14 protein-coding genes and 1 pseudogene are annotated in these 18,784 nt (G+C 72.4%); 3 read left to right on the forward strand and 12 right to left on the reverse strand.

Features of this window, described 5'->3' with window-relative positions:
- Positions 1-7 precede the first annotated feature (7 nt).
- From infB to rimP, 4 genes are all read right to left on the reverse strand, one after another.
- Entirely contained in the window at positions 8-3,034 is a 3,027-nt protein-coding gene (gene infB, locus IF99_RS32805) for a translation initiation factor IF-2 (protein ID WP_078655232.1), read from the reverse strand.
- A gap of 146 nt (positions 3,035-3,180) precedes the next feature.
- Positions 3,181-3,459 carry a YlxR family protein gene (locus IF99_RS0123335; RefSeq protein ID WP_009068965.1) on the reverse strand — a complete coding sequence of 93 codons (279 nt, stop codon included), beginning with the start codon at positions 3,457-3,459 and terminating at the stop codon, positions 3,181-3,183.
- 596 nt (positions 3,460-4,055) lie between these two features.
- A complete protein-coding gene (gene nusA / locus IF99_RS0123340) occupies positions 4,056-5,159 on the reverse strand; it encodes a transcription termination factor NusA (protein ID WP_030998933.1) in 1,104 nt (367 codons plus the stop codon).
- Between the two features lie 2 nt (positions 5,160-5,161).
- Positions 5,162-5,713, reverse strand: a complete 552-nt coding sequence (gene rimP / locus IF99_RS0123345; protein WP_030998935.1) for a ribosome maturation factor RimP — start codon at positions 5,711-5,713, stop codon at positions 5,162-5,164.
- Between the two features lie 739 nt (positions 5,714-6,452).
- Here rimP and IF99_RS0123350 point away from each other — a divergent pair.
- From IF99_RS0123350 to IF99_RS0123360, 3 genes are all read left to right on the forward strand, one after another.
- Complete coding sequence (locus IF99_RS0123350) at positions 6,453-7,037, forward strand: hypothetical protein (RefSeq protein ID WP_051703638.1); 585 nt, start codon at positions 6,453-6,455, stop codon at positions 7,035-7,037.
- Positions 7,038-7,100: 63 nt separating this feature from the next.
- Positions 7,101-7,616, forward strand: coding sequence for a ferritin-like domain-containing protein (locus IF99_RS0123355; protein WP_030998939.1), 516 nt, complete (start codon positions 7,101-7,103; stop codon positions 7,614-7,616).
- A gap of 33 nt (positions 7,617-7,649) precedes the next feature.
- A complete protein-coding gene (locus IF99_RS0123360; RefSeq protein WP_030998941.1) occupies positions 7,650-8,636 on the forward strand; it encodes an aminoglycoside phosphotransferase family protein in 987 nt (328 codons plus the stop codon).
- A 351-nt stretch (positions 8,637-8,987) separates the two neighbouring features.
- Here IF99_RS0123360 and IF99_RS0123365 read toward each other — a convergent pair whose 3' ends face one another.
- The 8 genes and pseudogenes from IF99_RS0123365 to IF99_RS0123400 all read right to left on the reverse strand — a co-directional run.
- Entirely contained in the window at positions 8,988-10,679 is a 1,692-nt protein-coding gene (locus tag IF99_RS0123365) for a proline--tRNA ligase (RefSeq protein WP_030998943.1), read from the reverse strand.
- A gap of 69 nt (positions 10,680-10,748) precedes the next feature.
- Positions 10,749-11,333, reverse strand: a complete 585-nt coding sequence (locus tag IF99_RS0123370; RefSeq protein WP_030998945.1) for a GNAT family N-acetyltransferase — start codon at positions 11,331-11,333, stop codon at positions 10,749-10,751.
- Positions 11,334-11,621: 288 nt separating this feature from the next.
- The gene (locus IF99_RS0123375) at positions 11,622-12,407 is read right to left on the reverse strand and encodes a DUF1684 domain-containing protein (protein ID WP_030998946.1); all 786 of its coding nucleotides are present in this window, start codon (positions 12,405-12,407) and stop codon (positions 11,622-11,624) included.
- A gap of 186 nt (positions 12,408-12,593) precedes the next feature.
- Positions 12,594-13,436, reverse strand: coding sequence for a GNAT family N-acetyltransferase (locus IF99_RS0123380; protein ID WP_030998948.1), 843 nt, complete (start codon positions 13,434-13,436; stop codon positions 12,594-12,596).
- Between the two features lie 414 nt (positions 13,437-13,850).
- Positions 13,851-15,005 (reverse strand): flavodoxin-dependent (E)-4-hydroxy-3-methylbut-2-enyl-diphosphate synthase, encoded by a 1,155-nt coding sequence (gene ispG, locus IF99_RS0123385; protein WP_078655234.1) that lies wholly within the window; start codon positions 15,003-15,005, stop codon positions 13,851-13,853.
- Positions 15,006-15,580: 575 nt separating this feature from the next.
- Positions 15,581-16,882 (reverse strand): M50 family metallopeptidase, encoded by a 1,302-nt coding sequence (locus IF99_RS0123390; RefSeq protein ID WP_030998952.1) that lies wholly within the window; start codon positions 16,880-16,882, stop codon positions 15,581-15,583.
- On the reverse strand, positions 16,879-18,129 hold the full coding sequence (gene dxr / locus IF99_RS0123395; RefSeq protein ID WP_030998954.1) for a 1-deoxy-D-xylulose-5-phosphate reductoisomerase: 1,251 nt from the start codon (positions 18,127-18,129) through the stop codon (positions 16,879-16,881). The genes IF99_RS0123390 and dxr overlap by 4 nt, the downstream gene beginning before the upstream one ends.
- 51 nt (positions 18,130-18,180) lie before the next feature.
- Positions 18,181-18,363, reverse strand: a pseudogene (locus tag IF99_RS0123400) (GNAT family N-acetyltransferase); the annotation flags it as partial.
- Positions 18,364-18,784 lie beyond the last annotated feature (421 nt).

The raw sequence follows: 18,784 nt of genomic DNA on the forward strand, positions 1-18,784 counted from the left end.
CGGCGTCTCAGACGCGCGGCTTCTCGCGCATCTCGTACGTCGCGATGACGTCGTCGACCTTGATGTCGTTGAAGTTGCCGAGGTTGATACCGCCCTCGTAACCCTCACGGATCTCGGTGACGTCGTCCTTGAAGCGACGCAGGCCCTCGATGTTGAGGCTCTCCGCGATGACCTTGCCGTCACGGAGGAGCCGGGCCTTGGTGTTGCGCTTGACCTCGCCGGAACGGATGAGGACACCCGCGATGTTGCCGAGCTTGGAGGAGCGGAAGACCTCGCGGATCTCCGCCGTACCGAGCTCGACCTCTTCGTACTCCGGCTTGAGCATGCCCTTGAGGGCCGCCTCGATCTCCTCGATCGCCTGGTAGATGACCGAGTAGTACCGGACGTCGACACCCTCGCGCTCAGCCATCTGCGTGGCACGCCCGGCGGCGCGCACGTTGAAGCCGATGACGATGGCGTCCGAGCCGGTCGCCAGGTCGATGTCCGACTCGGTGACCGCACCGACGCCGCGGTGCAGCACCCGGATGTCGACCTCTTCGCCGACGTCGAGCTGGAGCAGCGAGGACTCCAGGGCCTCGACCGAACCGGAGGCGTCGCCCTTGATGATGAGGTTGAGCTGCTTGATCTCGCCCTCCTTGAGCACCTTGTCCAGGTCCTCCAGGGAGACGCGCCGGGTGCGCTTGGCGAACGCGGCGTTGCGCTCGCGGGCCGCGCGCTTCTCGGCGATCTGGCGGGCGGTGCGGTCCTCGTCGACGACGATGAAGTTGTCGCCGGCGCCGGGGACGTTGGTGAGACCGAGCACCTGGACGGGCGTCGAGGGACCGGCCTCCTCCACCGTGTTGCCCAGGTCGTCGAGCATGGCGCGGACGCGACCGTAGGCGTCGCCCACGACCATCGTCTCGCCGACCCGCAGGGTGCCGCGCTGCACCAGGACGGTCGCGGTGGCACCGCGGCCCTTGTCGAGGTGCGCCTCGATCGCGATGCCCTGCGCGTCCTGCTCCGCGTTGGCGCGCAGGTCGAGCGAGGCGTCGGCCGTGAGGATGACGGCCTCCAGGAGGCTGTCGATGTGCAGGCCCTGCTTGGCGGAGATGTCGACGAACATCGTGTCGCCGCCGTACTCCTCGGCGACGAGACCGAACTCGGTGAGCTGGCCGCGCACCTTGGTCGGGTCGGCGCCCTCAACGTCGATCTTGTTGACGGCGACGACGATCGGCACCTCGGCGGCCTTGGCGTGGTTGAGCGCCTCGACCGTCTGCGGCATGACGCCGTCGTTCGCCGCGACCACGAGGATCGCGATGTCGGTGGACTTCGCACCACGGGCACGCATGGCGGTGAACGCCTCGTGACCGGGGGTGTCGATGAAGGTGATGCGGCGGTCCTCGCCGTTCACCTCGGTCGCCACCTGGTACGCGCCGATGTGCTGCGTGATGCCGCCGGCCTCGCCCGCGATCACGTTGGTCTTGCGGATCGCGTCGAGCAGGCGGGTCTTGCCGTGGTCGACGTGACCCATGACGGTGACCACCGGCGGGCGGGCCGTGAGCAGCTCCTCGCCGCCCTCGTCCTCGCCGAACTCCAGGTCGAAGGACTCCAGGAGCTCGCGGTCCTCCTCTTCCGGGCTGACGATCTGAACCTTGTAGTTCATCTCGTTGGCCAGGAGTTCCAGCGTCTCGTCCGTGACGGACTGGGTCGCCGTGACCATCTCGCCGAGGTTCATCATCACCGCGACCAGCGAGGCCGGGTTGGCGTTGATCTTCTCGGCGAAGTCGGTGAGCGAGGCACCACGCGACAGGCGAACGGTCTCGCCGTTGCCGCGCGGCAGCATCACGCCGCCGACCGACGGGGCCTGCATGGCCTCGTACTCCTGGCGCCTCTGCCGCTTCGACTTACGACCACGACGCGCCGGACCGCCGGGACGCCCGAAGGCACCCTGCGTGCCCCCGCGGCCACCCGGGCCACCGGGACGACCACCGAAGCCGGGACGGCCACCGCCGCCACCGGGACGGCCGGCGAAGCCGCCGCCACCGCCACCGCCACCGGGACGGCCGGCGAAGCCGCCACCGCCGCCGCCACCGGGACGACCCGCGAAACCGCCACCGCCGGGACGACCGCCGCCGCCACCGGGGCGACCACCGGCACCGGGGCCGCGGCCGCCGGGACCGGGACGCTGACCGGCAGCGGGACGCTGCGGCATCATGCCCGGGTTCGGGCGGGGCCCGGCACCGGGACGCGGGGCCTGCGGACGGGGCATGCCGCCCGGCGTCGGACGCGCGCCGCCCTGCGGACGGGGACCGCCCTGACCGGCGCCGCCACCCTGCGGGCGCGGGCCACCGGGGGCACCGGCACCGCCGGGACGCGGGGCACCGCCACCGGGACGGGGCGCCTGCGGGCGGCCCATGCCGGTCGAGCCACCGGAGGTGAAGGGGTTGTTGCCGGGACGCGGCCCGGCGGGACGACCGCCCGGACGCGGGGCCTGGCCGCCGGGACGCGGGGCCTGACGGTCACCACGGCCCTGGCCGCCACCCTGCTGGGGACGGCTGCCACCGGGCTTGGGGGCGCCGCCGGGGCGCGGAGCCGACGGAGCGGACTGGCCGCTCTGGGCGGGCGCGGCGGGGGGCGCGGTGAACTCCGGCGTGGAAGGCGCCGGGGCGGCCGGACGGGCCGGACCCGGACGCGGGCCGGGAGCCGGGCGCGAGGCCGGGGCCTCGGTGCGCGCGGCGGGGGCCTCCGGCGCGGCGGGGCGCGCGGGAGCCGGCTTGGGCGCCGCGGGACGCGGCGCCGGGGAAGGGGTGGGGGCGGACGGCGAGGGTGCCGCCGGCCGTGCGGGCGCCTGCTTGCGCGGCGCGCCGGGACGGGGACCGGACTTGCCGGAGCCACCGCCCTGCTGGAATGCGTCAGTCAGTTTGCGCACCACCGGCGCCTCGATCGTCGAGGACGCCGAACGGACGAATTCACCGAGTTCTTGGAGCTTGGCCATGACGGCCTTGCTCTCTACGCCGAACTCCTTGGCGAGTTCGTATACCCGGACCTTAGCCACTTCGCTCCTTTGAGGTCCGGGGGGCGCCGGACCGTCGCTACTTCATGGGCGTACTCATCGCGTACTCATCGAGTGCTCATCGCAATCTCGACCTACTTCCGACTCGCGAGGTACCTGGGCCGCACGGCGGTTCCGTGCGGCGCTTCTTACGGTGTTGCCTGCTCGACATAGCGACGGAGTTCCGCCGTGTCGAGCGGCCCCTGGACCCGGAGGGCCCGGGGGAACGAGCGGCGGCGTACCGCCAGCTCCGTACAGGCCGGTACGGGGTGCACGTACGCACCCCGGCCGGGCAGCGTACCGCGCGGGTCGGGGAGCAGGGCTCCGTCGACCATCACAGTGCGCAGCAGTTCGTTCTTGGCCGCTCGCTCCCGGCACCCGACACAGGTGCGTTCAGGGCAGGGGCGCGCATGCGTCCGACCAGACACTCTTCAGTCTACCTCCCCGTAACGACCTCATCCCTATCGGGGGAAAAGATCGAACGGCCATCTGAGGCGGAGCGCCGCACCGGGCGGACTCCGCTTGTCCTGTGCTGTGTTCCGCGGGGCGCCTCCCCCGGGGACCGCGCGGGGCGCGAGGCCAGTGGGGGGATCGTGCCTTACGGGGGCGGGGTGGCGCACACGGATATCGGCTTCCCGTGGGCTGCGGCGGGGACGCCTGATCACGCGGCCCGAGGACGCGGTGGGGGCGCGGGGCGCGACGTGGCCGGAATCGCGGGCGTGCCTCCGTGGGTGGCTGTCGCGGCGTTCGGCGCCGTGGCGTCGCCCGCATGGGGGATGAACCGCGGAGTGACGTCGCCACGGCGCCGCGCTTTCCGCGTCTCCGCTTCCCTGCGTATCCGGAACGGCCACGCGCCGTGGCATATTCCACGGCGCGTGGTGCGCGGGCGACGCGACGTCGCGGGCACCGTACGGGCGTCAGCCGGAGGCGACGCGACGTGGCGGCGCCGACGCGACGTGGCGACGTGGCGACGTGGCGACGTGGTGCAGCCGGCGCGGCGCCGCGCCGCGCCAGTCCCCCGTCGTCAGCCCCGGGCCGGCCTGCGGTCCGCGCTGCGGGCGGGTGCGACGGTGCGGGACTCGCGGGCCCCGTCGCGGCTCCCCTCGCGGTCCTCGTTCCCGCTTCCGTCGCCGTCCTCGTCCGTCGCCTCCGTGTCGGGACGGATGTCGATGCGCCAGCCGGTGAGGCGCGCGGCGAGGCGGGCGTTCTGGCCCTCCTTGCCGATCGCCAGCGAGAGCTGGTAGTCGGGCACCGTGACGCGGGCGGAACGCGTCGCGAGGTCGACGACCTCGACGTGGCTGACGCGCGCCGGGGAGAGCGCGTGGGCCACGAGGTCGGCCGGGTTGTCCGACCAGTCGACGATGTCGATCTTCTCGCCGTTCAGTTCGGCCATGACGTTGCGCACCCGGCTGCCCATGGGGCCGATGCAGGCGCCCTTGGCGTTGAGCCCGGAGCGGTTCGAGCGGACCGCGATCTTCGTCCGGTGCCCGGCCTCGCGCGCGATGGCGGCGATCTCGACCGACCCGTCGGCGATCTCGGGGACCTCCAGGGCGAAGAGCTTCTTCACGAGGTTCGGGTGGGTGCGCGACAGGGTGACCGAGGGGCCGCGCATACCCTTCGCGACGCGTACGACATACGAGCGCAGCCGCAGACCGTGCGTGTACTCCTCGCCGGGGACCTGCTCCTGCACCGGCAGGATGGCCTCCAGCTTGCCGATGTCCACGAGGACGTTCTTCGGGTCGCGGCCCTGCTGGACGACGCCGGTCACGATGTCGCCCTCACGCCCGGCGTACTCGCCGAGCGTCGCGTCGTCCTGCGCGTCGCGCAGCCGCTGGAGGATGACCTGCTTGGCGGTCGTCGCCGCGATGCGCCCGAAGTCGGAGGGCGTGTCGTCGAACTCGCGCGGACGGGCGTCCTCGCCGAGATCCGCGAGGTCCGCCTCCTCCTCCCTCACCCACACCGTCACATGACCCGATTCACGGTCGAGATGGACGCGCGCGCGGCGGTGGCTGTGCTCCGTGCGGTGGTACGCGATGAGGAGCGCCGACTCGATCGCCTCGACCAAACGGTCGAAGGAGATCTCCTTCTCCCGGATCAGACCCCGCAGGGCACTCATGTCGATATCCACGGCTACGCCTCCTTCGGCTTCGGTGCCTGCTCGGCCTCGGCCTGCTCGGCGTGCTGAGGACCGGCCTCGGCCGTCCTCTCCTTGCGGTTGAACTCGATCTCCACGCGCGCCTTCGAGATCTCGGGGAACTCCAGCCTGCGGCTGGTCGGCTTGCGGCCCTTGACGCCCGGGACCTCCAGGTCGAGCCCGGCGTCGTCCGCCTTCAGCAGCCGGGCCACGAGCTCGCCGCCCTCGGCGAGCTGGAAGCGCACGAGACGGCCTGTGGCGCGCACGTAGTGGCGGTGGGCGGTGAGAGGACGGTCGGCACCGGGCGAGGTGACCTCCAGGACGTACTCGTTCTCGCCCATGGCGTCGGTGTCGTCCAGCAGGGTGGAGATCTCGCGGCTCAGCTCGGCACACGTGTCGAGCGAGACGCCCGAGTCGCCGTCCACCACGATCTGCAGCACTCTGCGACGGCCGGCCGGAGTCACGGTGATCTCTTCGAGATCGAGGTCCCTGGCGGTCACGAGGGGCTCCAGGAGTTCCCGCAGCCTCTCGCTCTGGGTGGTGCTCATCCGGGTGACTCCTCGGCCGCGTGTGCTGTTGTGGTGCGTCATGTCTCGGCTCAAAGGGTATCCGGTCGCGACGTCGAGTGGCGCCACTCGACCGGGTGTATCCCGGTACGGCATCGGAGCGACGTCGCGCGCGGCGGCGTCGCCGCGTCGTGACACCGCCGTGGCGCGACGTCGACGCCCCCATGCCGCCTTCCGGTGGACGAACGGCGCGACAAGGCGTCCGCGCCTCTGTACGACGGACGGACGCGGGTACGGTGATCACCGCAGTGCCACCACACTCCGCGGCCCCGGCGGTACGTCGCCCGCGACACGACGCGACGTCGCGTCGTGGACGTGACGCGACGCACACGTCGCGCGGGCACGGGGCCTGGGGCGCGGACCGCCGCACGTCGCGGGCAACGCCGCACGCGGCGCGACGTCGGGTCAGGTCGCGTCGCGGGCGACGTGCCGCGCGACGTGTTCGTCGCGTCGTGCGTCGCCTCCGGTCGCACGTCGCGTGCTCGGAAGACGTGGCGGCACTCGCACCCGCAATGCCGCTCCGTCGCGCCGCCGCTCCGCCGTATCGCTGTCATCCCCCGCCACCGTCGTCCGCCCGCCGTTCGCCGCTCTCGCCGCCTCCGTACGTCACCGCACCCGACCGCATCGCGCGCCGTGTCCCCACGCGACGTGGCGCCGTCGGCGCGGGTGCCGACGCGACGTGCGTGCGACGTCGGCACCGAATCCGCCGAGGAAGTACGCCGTGCCGCCACTGCCCGCCCCGGGTCCGCTGCCCCTCCCCCGTCTCTCGCGCCGTCTCCTGCTCGCCTCGGGCACCGCCCTGGCAGGTGCGACCCTGCTGACCGGCTGCTCGGACGACTCCGATGCCGCGTCGCGACGCCGTGCGAAGGCGGAGGCCACCACCGCGCAGAAGCTGAGCCGCTCGGCCGCGCGCGACAGTGCCGGCCTGACGGCGCGTTACGACGCGACGCTGGCGGCGCACCCCGGACTCGACGCGACGTTGCGCCCGCTGCGCGCGCAGGTGTCGCGCCACCACGAGGCGTTCGACGCGGCGGGACGCGGCGCGACGAGCAGCCCGTCCCCCGACGCGTCGTCCTCCGCGACCGGTCGCGCGGCGGGTGCCGCGGCCGCGGCCGCGTCGCCCACTCCCCCCGTCGCGTCCGACGAGAAGACGGCGCTGCGCGACCTCGCCGCGGCGGAGAAGAAGCTCGCCGACCAGCGTGCGCGCGTCCTGGTGGACGCACCGGGGGAACTGGCCCGTCTGCTCGCCTCGGTGGCCGCCGCCGGCGCCGCACACGCCTACGTACTCGGCGCCGCGGCCACGTGAGACCGCACGCCAGCCTTCCCGCACGGGAGCGGGTGGACCAGAAGCCAGCAGGAGGAGTCGCCGGTGTCTGAAATTGCTCGTACGCGCGTCGGAAAATCCGATGCCACGGAGCGAGAGCGGAAGGCCGCGCAGGCGGCGTTGCGCGCGGAGCACGCCGCGGTCTACGGCTACGGCGTCGTCGGGGGACGCGTCGCGCCCTCGCGCCGCGACGACGCGCGGGCGGCCTACGACGCGCACCGCGCGCGACGCGACGCCCTGGAACGCGACGTCACCGACCTCGGCGGCACGCCGGAGCCCGCTGCCGCGGCGTACACGCTGCCGTTCGCAGTGCCCGACGCCGCGGCGGCGCTACGGCTGGCGGGCGCGCTCGAAGAACGCGTCGCGGCGGTGTACGCCGACCTGGTGCGCGCCGCGTCGGGGCAACGTCGCGCGGACGCCGCCGCCGCGTTGCGCGAGGCAGCGGTCCGCGCGGTGCGCTGGAGCGGTGACGGCGTAGCCTTCCCAGGTCTGGCGGAACGATCGAATTCGGCCAAGGAGGCCGGGAAGGAGCGTCCGGCTTCGCCGCCGCCGCAGGACTGACCACCCGGTACCCGCCGAAAGGATGCGCCCCGCATGGTCCTCGAACCTCCCCGACGACTCGTACGGGCCCTGGAAGAGGACCCCGGCGCGGAGGACGCGGCGGCCTGGCTGGACCGGCTCCCTGAGCTGGTCGAGGCGGCCACGCGCCACTACGGCGTACGGGTGGAGCGGCTGCTCCAGCCGGGCGGGCGCAGCGGCGTGGTCCTGCTGGTACGCCGCGCGGACGACACTCCCGCCGTCCTCAAGCTCGCGCCGCCGGGCGCGCGCTGTGCCGCCGAGGCGGCGGCGCTCGCACGGTGGGCCGGCCTCGGGGCGTGCCGTCTTCTCGCCGCCCCCGAGACCGCCGCGGAGACCGGCCGAGGGCACGGCGCGGCGCCCGACGACGGGACGGGGAACGCGCCGACGGCGTTCGTCAGTGAGCGCGGCCTGCTCTTGGAGCGCCTGCGCCCTGAGATCTCGCTGAGTTCCCTGCCGCAGGCGAAGGCATTGCTCGAAGCTGCGGAGACGGTGCGCAGGCTGTGGGTGCCGGTGGCCGACGAGTCGCCGTACGAGACACTCGCCGCGCGCACGGAGCGGCAGGGGGTGCGCATGCGCGAGACGGCGGGCCCGCTCGTCCTGCCTCTCGTCGAGAACGCCCTCGCGGTACGGCGCGACCTGCTCGCCGACGCCGCGCGGCCGGGCGAGGAACGCGTGCTGCTGCACGGCGCCTTCCGGCAGGCGAAGGTCCTCGCGGGCGAGCGGATGCCGTGGCTCGCGGTCGGTCCGGAGCCCCTGATCGGCGAACGGGCCTACGACGTCGCGCGCCTGATTCGCGACCGGCTGGAGGACCTCGTCGCGAGCGACGGCGGGGCGAGCGCCGCGCGACGTCGCGTCGCCAAGCTCGCGGAGGCCCTCGACCTGGACCGCGACCGGGTCCAGGGCTGGGCACATTTTCGCGCGACGGCGGCCGGCGTGGCGGCGCTCGCAGCGGGACGCCGCCAGGAGGGTGAGACGCTGCTGGAGTTCGCCGCCTGGCTGTGAGGCCCCGAGCGTGTGGGCGGGACGCCGCGGTGCAGGAGGCAACGTCGCGTACGGAGACGGCCCGGCATATCGCGTACGCGGACCCGGCCACGTCGCGTACCCGGCACGGCGACGTCGCGTGTCCCACGTCGCGCACCCACGTCGCGTGCGACCAGGCACGATGCGGTGCGACGTCGCGTGCCACGAGGCATGGCAACGTAGCCCCCGCGGACGTCGCGCACCCGCCGAGAGCACCGCTCCGTCCCCGTAGCGCACCGTCCCCCGCTCCCCGCGCCCGCACCCACGCACACCGCAGCGCGGGGCGTCGCGTGACGTCCCGCGCTGCGGGGTGGTGCCGGCTCTTCGGGCGGCTCAGGCGGTCAGGCGGGCGACGGCTTCCTCGACCGGGAGTTCCTCGCGCTCGCCCGTGCGGCGGTCCTTGAGCTCGACGATGCCCTCGGCTGCGCGGCGGCCGGCGATGACGGTCTTCGGGACGCCGATGAGCTCCGCGTCGGTGAACTTGACGCCGGGCGAGACGCCCGCGCGGTCGTCGACGAGGACGCGAGCTCCCGCGGCGGCGAGCTTGTCGGCGATCTCCAGGGCCAGCTCGGTCTGGAGGACCTTGCCCGCGGCGACGACGTGGACATCGGCCGGGGCGACCTCGGCGGGCCAGCACAGGCCCTTGTCGTCGGCGGTCTGCTCGGCGAGCGCGGCGACGGCGCGCGAGACACCGATGCCGTAGGAGCCCATCGTGACGCGGACCGGCTTGCCGTTCTGGCCGAGGACGTCGAGCTGGAAGGTGTCGGCGTACTTGCGGCCGAGCTGGAAGATATGGCCGATCTCGATGGCGCGGTCGAGGTGGAGGCCCTGGCCGCAGTTGGGGCACGGGTCGCCCTCCTCGACGACGACGACATCGAGGTAGTCGTCGACCTCGAAGTCGCGGCCCGCGACGACGTTGCGCGCGTGGGTGTCGGGCTTGTTGGCGCCCGTGACCCAGGCGGTGCCGGGGGCGACGCGGGGGTCGGCGATGTAGCGGAGCTTCAGGCCCTGGGGGCCGACGTAGCCGCGTACCAGCTCGGGGTTCGCCTCGAAGTCCTCGGCGGTGACGATGTCGACGACGGCGGGCGCCAGGTGCTCGCCGAGCTTGCCGAGGTCGACCTCGCGGTCACCGGGGACGCCGACGGCGACGATCTCGCCGTCCACCTTGACCAGCAGGTTCTTGAGCGTCGCCGAGGCGGGCACGCCGAGGTGTTCGGCGAGGGTCTCGATCGTCGGCGTGTCGGGAGTGTCCAGCTCCTCGACCGGGCCATGCGCGGAACCGTCCACAGCGGCGCCCTTGAAGGTGACCGCCTCGGTGTTCGCGGCGAAACCGCAGTTGGGGCAGTCGGCGAAGGTATCCTCACCGGCGGCGGCGGGGGCGAGGAACTCCTCCGAGGCCGAACCGCCCATGGCTCCCGAGACGGCGGAGACGATGCGGTAGTCGAGGCCGAGGCGCGCGAAGATCTTGCGGTACGCCTCACGGTGCAGTGCGTACGACTCGGCGAGGCCCTCGTCGGTCGTGTCGAAGGAGTACGAGTCCTTCATGAGGAACTCGCGACCGCGCAGCACGCCGGAACGGGGACGCGCCTCATCGCGGTACTTCGTCTGGATCTGGTACAGCATGACCGGAAGGTCCTTGTACGAGGTGCACTGGTCCTTCACGACCTGCGTGAAGATCTCCTCGTGGGTCGGGCCGAGCAGGTAGTCGGCGCCCTTGCGGTCCTTCAGACGGAAGAGCAGGTCGCCGTACTCCTCCCAGCGCCCGGTCGCCTCGTAGGGCTCACGCGGCAGGAGCGCGGGCAGCAGGACCTCCTGGGCGCCGATGGCGTCCAGTTCCTCGCGGACGATCTGCGAGATGTTGTCGAGGACCTTCTTGCCGAGCGGCAGCCAGGACCAGATACCGGCGGCCGTACGGCGCACGTAGCCGGCACGGACCAGCAGCTTGTGGCTGAGCGTCTCGGCGTCCGCCGGGTCGTCACGCAATGTCTTGACCATCAATCGGGACATGCGCTGGACCTGGGCCATGGTGAACTCCTGCGAGGAAAGGGTGAGGGTGACGAGGTTAGCCGGGGCCCAGGGGCTGGCGGAAATCGGTTATGCCCGGCCGGGACGCGGGCCGCGCAGAGGCAACGTCGCGCCCATCACCGCGTACGGCAACGGTGCGCCCGGGAAGGCGATCTGCCGCGCGAGGTCGCGGTAACCGAGCGAGGCGTACAGGGCGCGCGCGGGACTGTCGCGGTCGATGGCGGAGAGGATCGAACGGGGCTGCGGCGCGGCGTCGGTCAGGCCGGTGATGAGAGCGCGGCCGATGCCGCGGTTCTGGTGGCGCGGGTGGACGTGCAGTTCGGTGATCACGAAGGAGTCGTCGAGCCACTCGTCGTTGCCGAGTCTGCGCAGGTACGGCTGCACGACCGTGGACCACCAGTGGGCGCGGTCGTTCGGGAGGCCGTAGACGAAGCCGACGAGGCGGTTCTCGGCCGTCGTGGCGCCGAGCGCCCGGGCGCCGGGAACGCCGAGGTGCCGCAGCACGATGTGGTGCCGTACGTCGATCTCCTCGTCGGTGAGGCCGAAGGCAAGGGCTTGCACGGCGAGTGCCTCGTCGACGCGGGCGGCCAGATCGAGCGGGCCGACCGTGATCTCGTCCGGGGTACTGGGGGTGTGCCCGGGGTTGCTCGACATGCGGGGAGACTACCGGGCGTCGGGGGCGGGACGGCGGGGAGGGAGCGGGGGCGGGCGGGAAGAGCTGGTGCGGGCACAGGGACGGAGCCGGGGTGACGTGGTACGGGATGTGACATGGCCGGAGCGCCGAGCTGTCGCGTGGACACGGCGTCGTGGCATATGCGACGTCGCGTGGCGCCGTGCTCGGCTTCCGTACGACGCGGAGTCGACAACTCGGGAACACGTCGCGTGAGTTGGACGTGGAGAGGAGCGCCGTCCCGCCTCCCCCGTCACGCGCCGTGCCGACCCTCAGTGCGCGCCGTACCCGTCTCGGAAGACCGGCGCCTTCTCTCCGGCCTCGACGGGCACGTGCAACCTGTTCTGGCGCGGCGGCATGGGGCAGTTGTACTGGTCCGAGAATCCGCACGGCGGGACGAAGGCGCGGTTGAAGTCGAGGACGACGCGCTGTGGCCCGTTGTCCCGTTCGTCGCGCTGCACGAAGAGGAAACGGCCCGCACCGTAGGTGCTCGTTCCGTTCGTCGGGTCGCCGAAGACGAGCAGGAGGGTGCCGTCGTCGTCGAAGGCGCTGAGGGTGTAGGCGGTGCCGTCGAGAGTGAGCCGCAGGTCGCCGGGGACGACCAGGTCGCGCGTACCCCCGTTGTCACGGATGTGCTCGAAGGGCACCGTCCTCGCGCCCTGCACCGGCTCGTACTCGGCCTCCAGGACCCAGTCGGGGCGGTACGGGAAGGTGTCGACGGAGTCGAAGTGCCGCGCTGCGGGCGAGCGCGGGTCCCAGCGGCGCAGTCCGTACTCGGGGCGCCCGCTGACCGGCTCGGTGCGTTCCAGGGTCGTGAGGGTCTGCCCCTCCCCTAGTTCGGCCCGCGCCGCGTCGAGGTCGGGGCGCTCGCCCAGGGGCGCCCAGCGGGTCTCGACGAGGGCGAGGTTGCCCTGCGGTGCGGTGAGGGCGGCGCGACGTCGCGCGCGCCATTCCTCCCATGCGGCGCGCTCCGTCGCGACATCGCGGGCGGCGTGCTGCGTCGCGACGTCGCGAGGGGCGGCGCCTTTCGGGCCGGCGCCGTCGGTCGGGTCAGTCATTTCCTGCCTCGCTTTTCTGGGGGTAAGGGGCCTGGCAGGCGCGGCGAAGGCGCGTCGCGCGATCGGCACCATGTCGCCCGCGACCTGCGCGAACGCCGCGTCGGTCGTCGTGCGCGGCACTGGGCTCCGGCACCGTAGCGGAGCCCGGTCCAGGTCCCCCGCACCGGTACGGAGCCAGGGTTCCATTCAGAAGAGGATGCTGGCGAAGGCGCCCGTCTCCTGGAAGCCGACGCGGCGGTACGTGGCGCGCGCCGCAGTGTTGAAGTCGTTCACGTACAGGCTCGCCACCGGGGCTATGTCGCGCAGCGCGTACGCCAGGACCGCCGCCATACCCGGTGCGGCGAGCCCGCGACCCCGGTACTCCGGGTTGACCCAGACACCCTGGATCTGGCACGCCTCAGGGGTCGTCGCGCCGATCTCGGCCTTGAAGACGACCTTGCCGTTGTCGATGCGGGCGAAGGAACGTCCGGCGTTGATGAGCTCGGCGACGCGCGCCTGATAGAGGAGCCCACCGTCCCCCGCGAGCGGGGAGATCCCGACCTCCTCAGTGAACATCGCGACGCACGCGGGCATCAGCGTCTCGACCTCGTCGCCGCGTACGCGGCGTACGAGTGGGTCGGGAGGTACGTCGGACACTTGGTCCGCGGTCATGAGGGGCTGGCAGGCCCGGACCTCACGGGCGGGGCCCCAGTACGGTTCGAGCAGGGACCAGAGCAGGCGTGTGGGTTCGGCCGGTCCCACGATCGACGAGCAGCGCCGGCCGGCGCGACGGGCGCGCTCGGCGAAGGCGCGCACGGCCTCGGGTACCGCGCAGATGGGGACGAGGTTCGCCCCGGCGTAGCACAGCGACGTGAGGTGGCCGCGCTGGTACCAGCCCCACATCTCGCCACCGAGGCGCCAAGGGTCGAGACCGGCCACCTGGACGCGGGAGGTGACGAAGGCGTTCGCCACCGGGTCCTGGCGCAGGACGGCCAAGGCGGCGTCCAGGTCTTCGGGACCGAGGACCCTGGTGGTGGTCTGAGTCAACACGTTCGAAGCGCCTCACCGTACGGGCTACTGGTTTTGGCACTGTACCCGTCGCGCGGACGACGCGCTCCGGGGACGGGGAGCAGCGGGCCGAGCGGTCGATGGGGCCCGGTGCTGCCGTGGGGTCGCACGGTGGCAGGCGGCGTCGCATATGCCCCTGGCGTATACAACGTCGCGTCGGCAGGGATGACGCGGCGTGCGCGACGCGAGGTCAGTGCCCACACCGCCGCGCGACGTGGCATATGCGACGTCGCGTGTGACCAGGCACGACGCCCTCCACACCGAACCCGCCGGGCGCGACGTCGTCGCCCACGCGCCGTCGCTCCCCCACTCACCCACGCCATCGCACCGCACCGCGGGCCCCCACACACGAGCGGCCCGGGGACGTGAGCGTCCCCAGGCCGTCAGTGGTACGACTCAGCTGACGGAGACCTCGGGCTCACCGGACGTGATGCCGTCGGCCTCCATCTGCGCGGCGATCTTCTGCGCCTCGTCGATGAGGGTCTCCACGATCTTCGACTCGGGGACGGTTTTGATGACCTCGCCCTTGACGAAGATCTGGCCCTTGCCGTTACCGGAGGCGACCCCGAGGTCGGCCTCGCGAGCCTCGCCCGGCCCGTTGACGACGCAGCCCATGACCGCGACGCGCAGCGGGACCTCCATGCCATCGAGCCCGGCGGTGACCTCGTTGGCGAGCTTGTAGACATCGACCTGGGCGCGCCCGCAGGAGGGGCAGGAGACGATCTCCAGGCGGCGCGGCTTGAGGTTGAGGGACTCCAGGATCTGGAGGCCGACCTTGACCTCCTCGGCCGGCGGCGCCGAGAGGGAGACGCGGATCGTGTCGCCGATGCCCTCGGCGAGCAGCGCGCCGAAGGCCACGGCGGACTTGATGGTGCCCTGGAAGGCCGGTCCGGCTTCGGTGACACCGAGGTGGAGGGGGTAGTCGCACGCCTGCGCGAGCTGACGGTAGGCGTTGACCATGACGACGGGGTCGTTGTGCTTGACCGAGATCTTGATGTCCCGGAAGCCGTGCTCCTCGAAGAGCGACGCCTCCCATAGGGCGGACTCGACGAGCGCCTCGGGCGTGGCCTTGCCGTACTTCTGGAGGAGCCGCCTGTCGAGCGAACCGGCGTTGACGCCGATGCGGATCGGCACGCCCGCGTCGCCCGCGGCCTTGGCGATCTCCTTGACCTTGTCGTCGAACTGCTTGATGTTGCCCGGGTTGACCCGGACCGCCGCGCAGCCCGCGTCGATGGCGGCGAAGACGTACTTCGGCTGGAAGTGGATGTCCGCGATCACGGGGATCTGCGACTTGCGCGCGATGACGGGCAGCGCGTCGGCGTCGTCCTGCGTCGGGCAGGCGACGCGCACGATCTGGCAGCCGGACGCCGTCAGCTCGGCGATCTGCTGGAGCGTCGCGCCGATGTCGGAGGTGCGTGTGGTGGTCATCGACTGGACGGACACGGGGGCGCCGCCACCGACGGGGACGCTCCCGACCTGGATCTGCCGGCTCTTCCTGCGCTCGGCGAGCTGGGTAGGAACGGACGGCATTCCCAGTGAAATCGCAGTCATCTGCAGTGCAACCCCAACGTGTGGATATCGGTCCCGGAATCCTCGGGCTCCGTCACCCGAGATTACGTCACTACCGGATAGAGGGAACACGGACCCGCACCGGGTCACCTGTTCGTCGGTCGCACGCCACCTGCCCGGCGCCGCACGGACGACCGCCGTACGTCGCGTCCCGCCTCGTCATTCGCCCTGTACGGTGCGACGTCGCGCACCGCACGCGGCGTCGCCTGGTGCGACGTCGCGTTCCCGTCTCGTCGCGCGGGGCGGTACGGGGCGCTACGTCGCACGCCGTATGCCGCGTCGCACGAAGCACGCGGGGCGGCGTACGGCGCGCGTCTCGGCGGCCGGATGCGTCTGGGCGACGTCGCGTCGTACGCGGTGGCGGCGCCCCGTCCACGCGGCGCAGCGCGTGCACGACGACGCGACGTCGCATATTCCACGTCGCGTGTGACCAGGCACGATACCCGCCGCGCCGAACCCGGCCGCGCACCCTGTTGCGACGCCCCGTCGCCCTGCGGCGAGGCCCTGGCGCGCCGTCGCGCCACGCGTCGTCCTCCGCGTGGCGCGACGGTGCGGCGTCACGTGATCTTGACCGGGTTCACCAGGTCGGCGATGAACACGAGCAGCGTGAAGCACACGAAGACGCCCGCGACCACGTACGCCACCGGCATCAGCTTCGCGACGTCGAAGGGGCCCGGGTCGGGGCGGCGGAAGACGCGGGCCGTGTGGCGGCGTACCGCCTCCCACAGCGCGCCCGCGATGTGCCCGCCGTCGAGGGGCAGCAGGGGCAGCATGTTGAAGAGGAACAGGGAGAGATTGAAGCCCGCGACGAGGAACAGCATCATCGCGATCTGGTTCTCCGGCGGGATGTCGAGGGTGAACACCTCGCCGCCCACGCGCGCCGCGCCGAGGACGCCCATCGGCGAGTCCTGCTTGCGCTCCCCGCCGTCGAACGCAGCGTTCCACAGGTCGGGGATCTTGGAGGGCAGCGCCAGCATCGACTGGACGCCGTTCTCCATCATGGTGCCCATCTGGTCGACGGACTGCCCGAAGGACTGCTTGACGATGCCCGAGGCCGGCGTGAAGCCGAGGAAGCCCGCCGTGACGTACTGGCCGTCGACGACGCCGCCGTCACCGTCGGTCTTGGCGACCTGGTTCTCTATGACGTCGGCGTGGAGCGTACGGCGCGTGCCGTCGCGTTCGACCGTGATCGTCGCCGTGCCGCGCGAGGCGCGGATGCGGGACTGGAGGACGCTGTAGTCGTCGACGGACTGCCCGTTGTAGGCGACGATCTTGTCGCCCGGCTTGAGTCCGGCGGCCTTGGCGGGTGCCGGGGCGTCGCCCTTGGCGCAGGTGTCGCGGTTCTCGCTCTGGTTGATGACGCAGTCGGAGACCGTGCTGACCGTGGTGGTCTGCGTGTTCAGGCCGAAGGTCATCATGACGCCGAAGAAGATCGCGGCGGCGAGCACCAGGTTCATGAACGGGCCCGCGAACATGACGATGACGCGCTTCCAGGGCTTGCGCGTGTAGAACATGCGCGTCTCGTCGCCCGGTTCGAGTTCCTCGTACGCGGCGGAGCGGGCGTCCTCGATCATGCCGCGCCAGGGCGACGTGGAACGCGCCTCGATGCGTCCGTCGGGTCCCGGCGGGAACATCCCGATCATGCGGATGTAGCCGCCGAGCGGCACGGCCTTGAGGCCGTACTCGGTGTCGCCCTTCTTGCGCGAGAAGAGCGTCGGCCCGAAGCCGACCATGTATTGCGGCACACGGATGCCGAAGAGCTTCGCGGTGGAAAGGTGCCCCAGCTCGTGCCAGGCGATCGAGAACAGCAGCCCGATCACGAAGACGACTATGCCGAGGATCGTCATCAATACGGTCACGCAGTGGCCTCCACTGTCGCCTTCGCAGCAAGTTCGCGTGCCCGGGCCCGCGCCCAGGTCTCCGCGTCGAGAACGTCCTCAAGCGTCAGGGCGGTTCCCGCCGCCGGCGTGCCGTGCTCGGCCACCACGGCGGTCACCGTGTCCATGATCGCGTTGAAGGCGAGGGCGCCCTTGAGAAAAGCGTCCACACATTCCTCGTTGGCGGCATTGAACACCGCCGGAGCCGTCCCCGCGAGCCGCCCCACGTGCCGGGCGAGTCCGACCGAGGGGAACGCCTCGTCGTCGAGCGGGAAGAACTCCCAGGACGAGGCGGTGCTCCAGTCGAAGCCCTGCGCGGCGTCGGGCACGCGCTCGGGCCAGCCGAGGCCGATCGCGATGGGGCCGCGCATGTCGGGCGGCGTCGCCTGCGCGAGCGTCGACCCGTCCACGAACTCCACCATCGAGTGCACGTAGGACTGCGGGTGCACGACGACCTCGATGCGCTCGAAGGGAATGTCGTAGAGGAGGTGCGCCTCGATGACCTCCAGGCCCTTGTTGACGAGCGTCGCGGAGTTGACGGTGATGACCGGGCCCATGGACCACGTGGGGTGCGCGAGCGCGTCCTGCGGGGTGACGGTGGCCAGTTCGGCCCTCGTACGGCCCCGGAAGGGCCCTCCGGAGGCCGTTACGACGAGCTTGCGCACCTCGGCGCGCGTGCCGGCGGCGAGCGCCTGGAAGAGCGCGGCGTGCTCGGAGTCGACGGGAATGATCTGGCCCGGCGCCGCGAGCTCCTTGACGAGCGGGCCGCCGACGATGAGCGACTCCTTGTTGGCGAGCGCGAGAGTGCGCCCGGCCTTCAGCGCCGCGAGCGTGGGGGCGAGGCCGATGGAACCGGTGATGCCGTTGAGCACCGTATGGCACGGCGACGCCGCGAGATGCGTCGCGGCGTCGGGGCCCGCCAGGATCTCGGGCAGCGGCTCCGCGCCGTACTGCGCGGACAGCGCTTCGCGCAGCTGGGGCACGAGGTCTTCGCGCGCCACCGCGACGTGGTCGACGCGCAGGCGATACGCCTGCTCGGCGAGCAGGCCGACCCTGCCGCCCGCCGCGGAGAGCGCGGTGACCCGGAAGCGGTCCGGGTTGCGCAGGACGAGGTCCACGGCCTGCGTGCCGATGGAGCCCGTGGAGCCGAGCACGACGATGTCGCGACGTCCCGGCGTGGCGTCGTAGCGGAGATGGGGGTCGGCGAGTGGAGCAGGACTGTCGGTCATCCCCCCATTCTCGCCATAAGACCTGTGCGTGAGGACATCGCGTCCCGGAAGTCACCCGGCGGGCGGCGTCCAGATGTACGGCGTCGTGGTCGTGAGCTCCAGGAAGCCGAGGCGGCGCAGGATGGGCGCGCTGTCGGCGCTCGCGTCGACCTGGAGGTACCGGACGCCACGGGCGGCGGCGATACGGGCGCGCGCGGCCACCGTCGCGCGGTACAGGCCCCGCCCGCGCCACGCGGCTCCCCGGGAGCACCTGGGCACCGGCCGCCACCTCACCGTCCTCGCCGAGGGCCTTCCCCTCCTCCAGGACCACTTCCTCCCCCGCAGCCAGGCGCGCCCCCACCCGGACATCCACACCCCCCTCCCCGCGCCATTCCCGTCCTTGCCGTGGCCGCCACCGGCCCCCGCACAAGCCGCCGCACCGGCCCCGGACCCCGTCACCCTCACCCCGGGGCCCGCCCCGGACCCGCGGACCGCAGCCCCGGACCCGGCCCCCGCACCTCCGGGCACTCCGCACCGGCCCGCCCCGCCCGCGCGCCCCTCGCTCACCGCCCACACCGAGAACGCCGTGACCCCCAGCCCGGCCCTCCCCTCGACCGCGCCCACCGACGCCACCCCCCGACCCACCGCACCGGCCGACGCGCCCCCCGCGGGCCCC

The sequence above is a fragment of the Streptomyces sp. NRRL F-5630 genome, from assembly GCF_000719475.1.
In the GTDB taxonomy this organism is placed as follows: Bacteria; Actinomycetota; Actinomycetes; order Streptomycetales; family Streptomycetaceae; genus Streptomyces.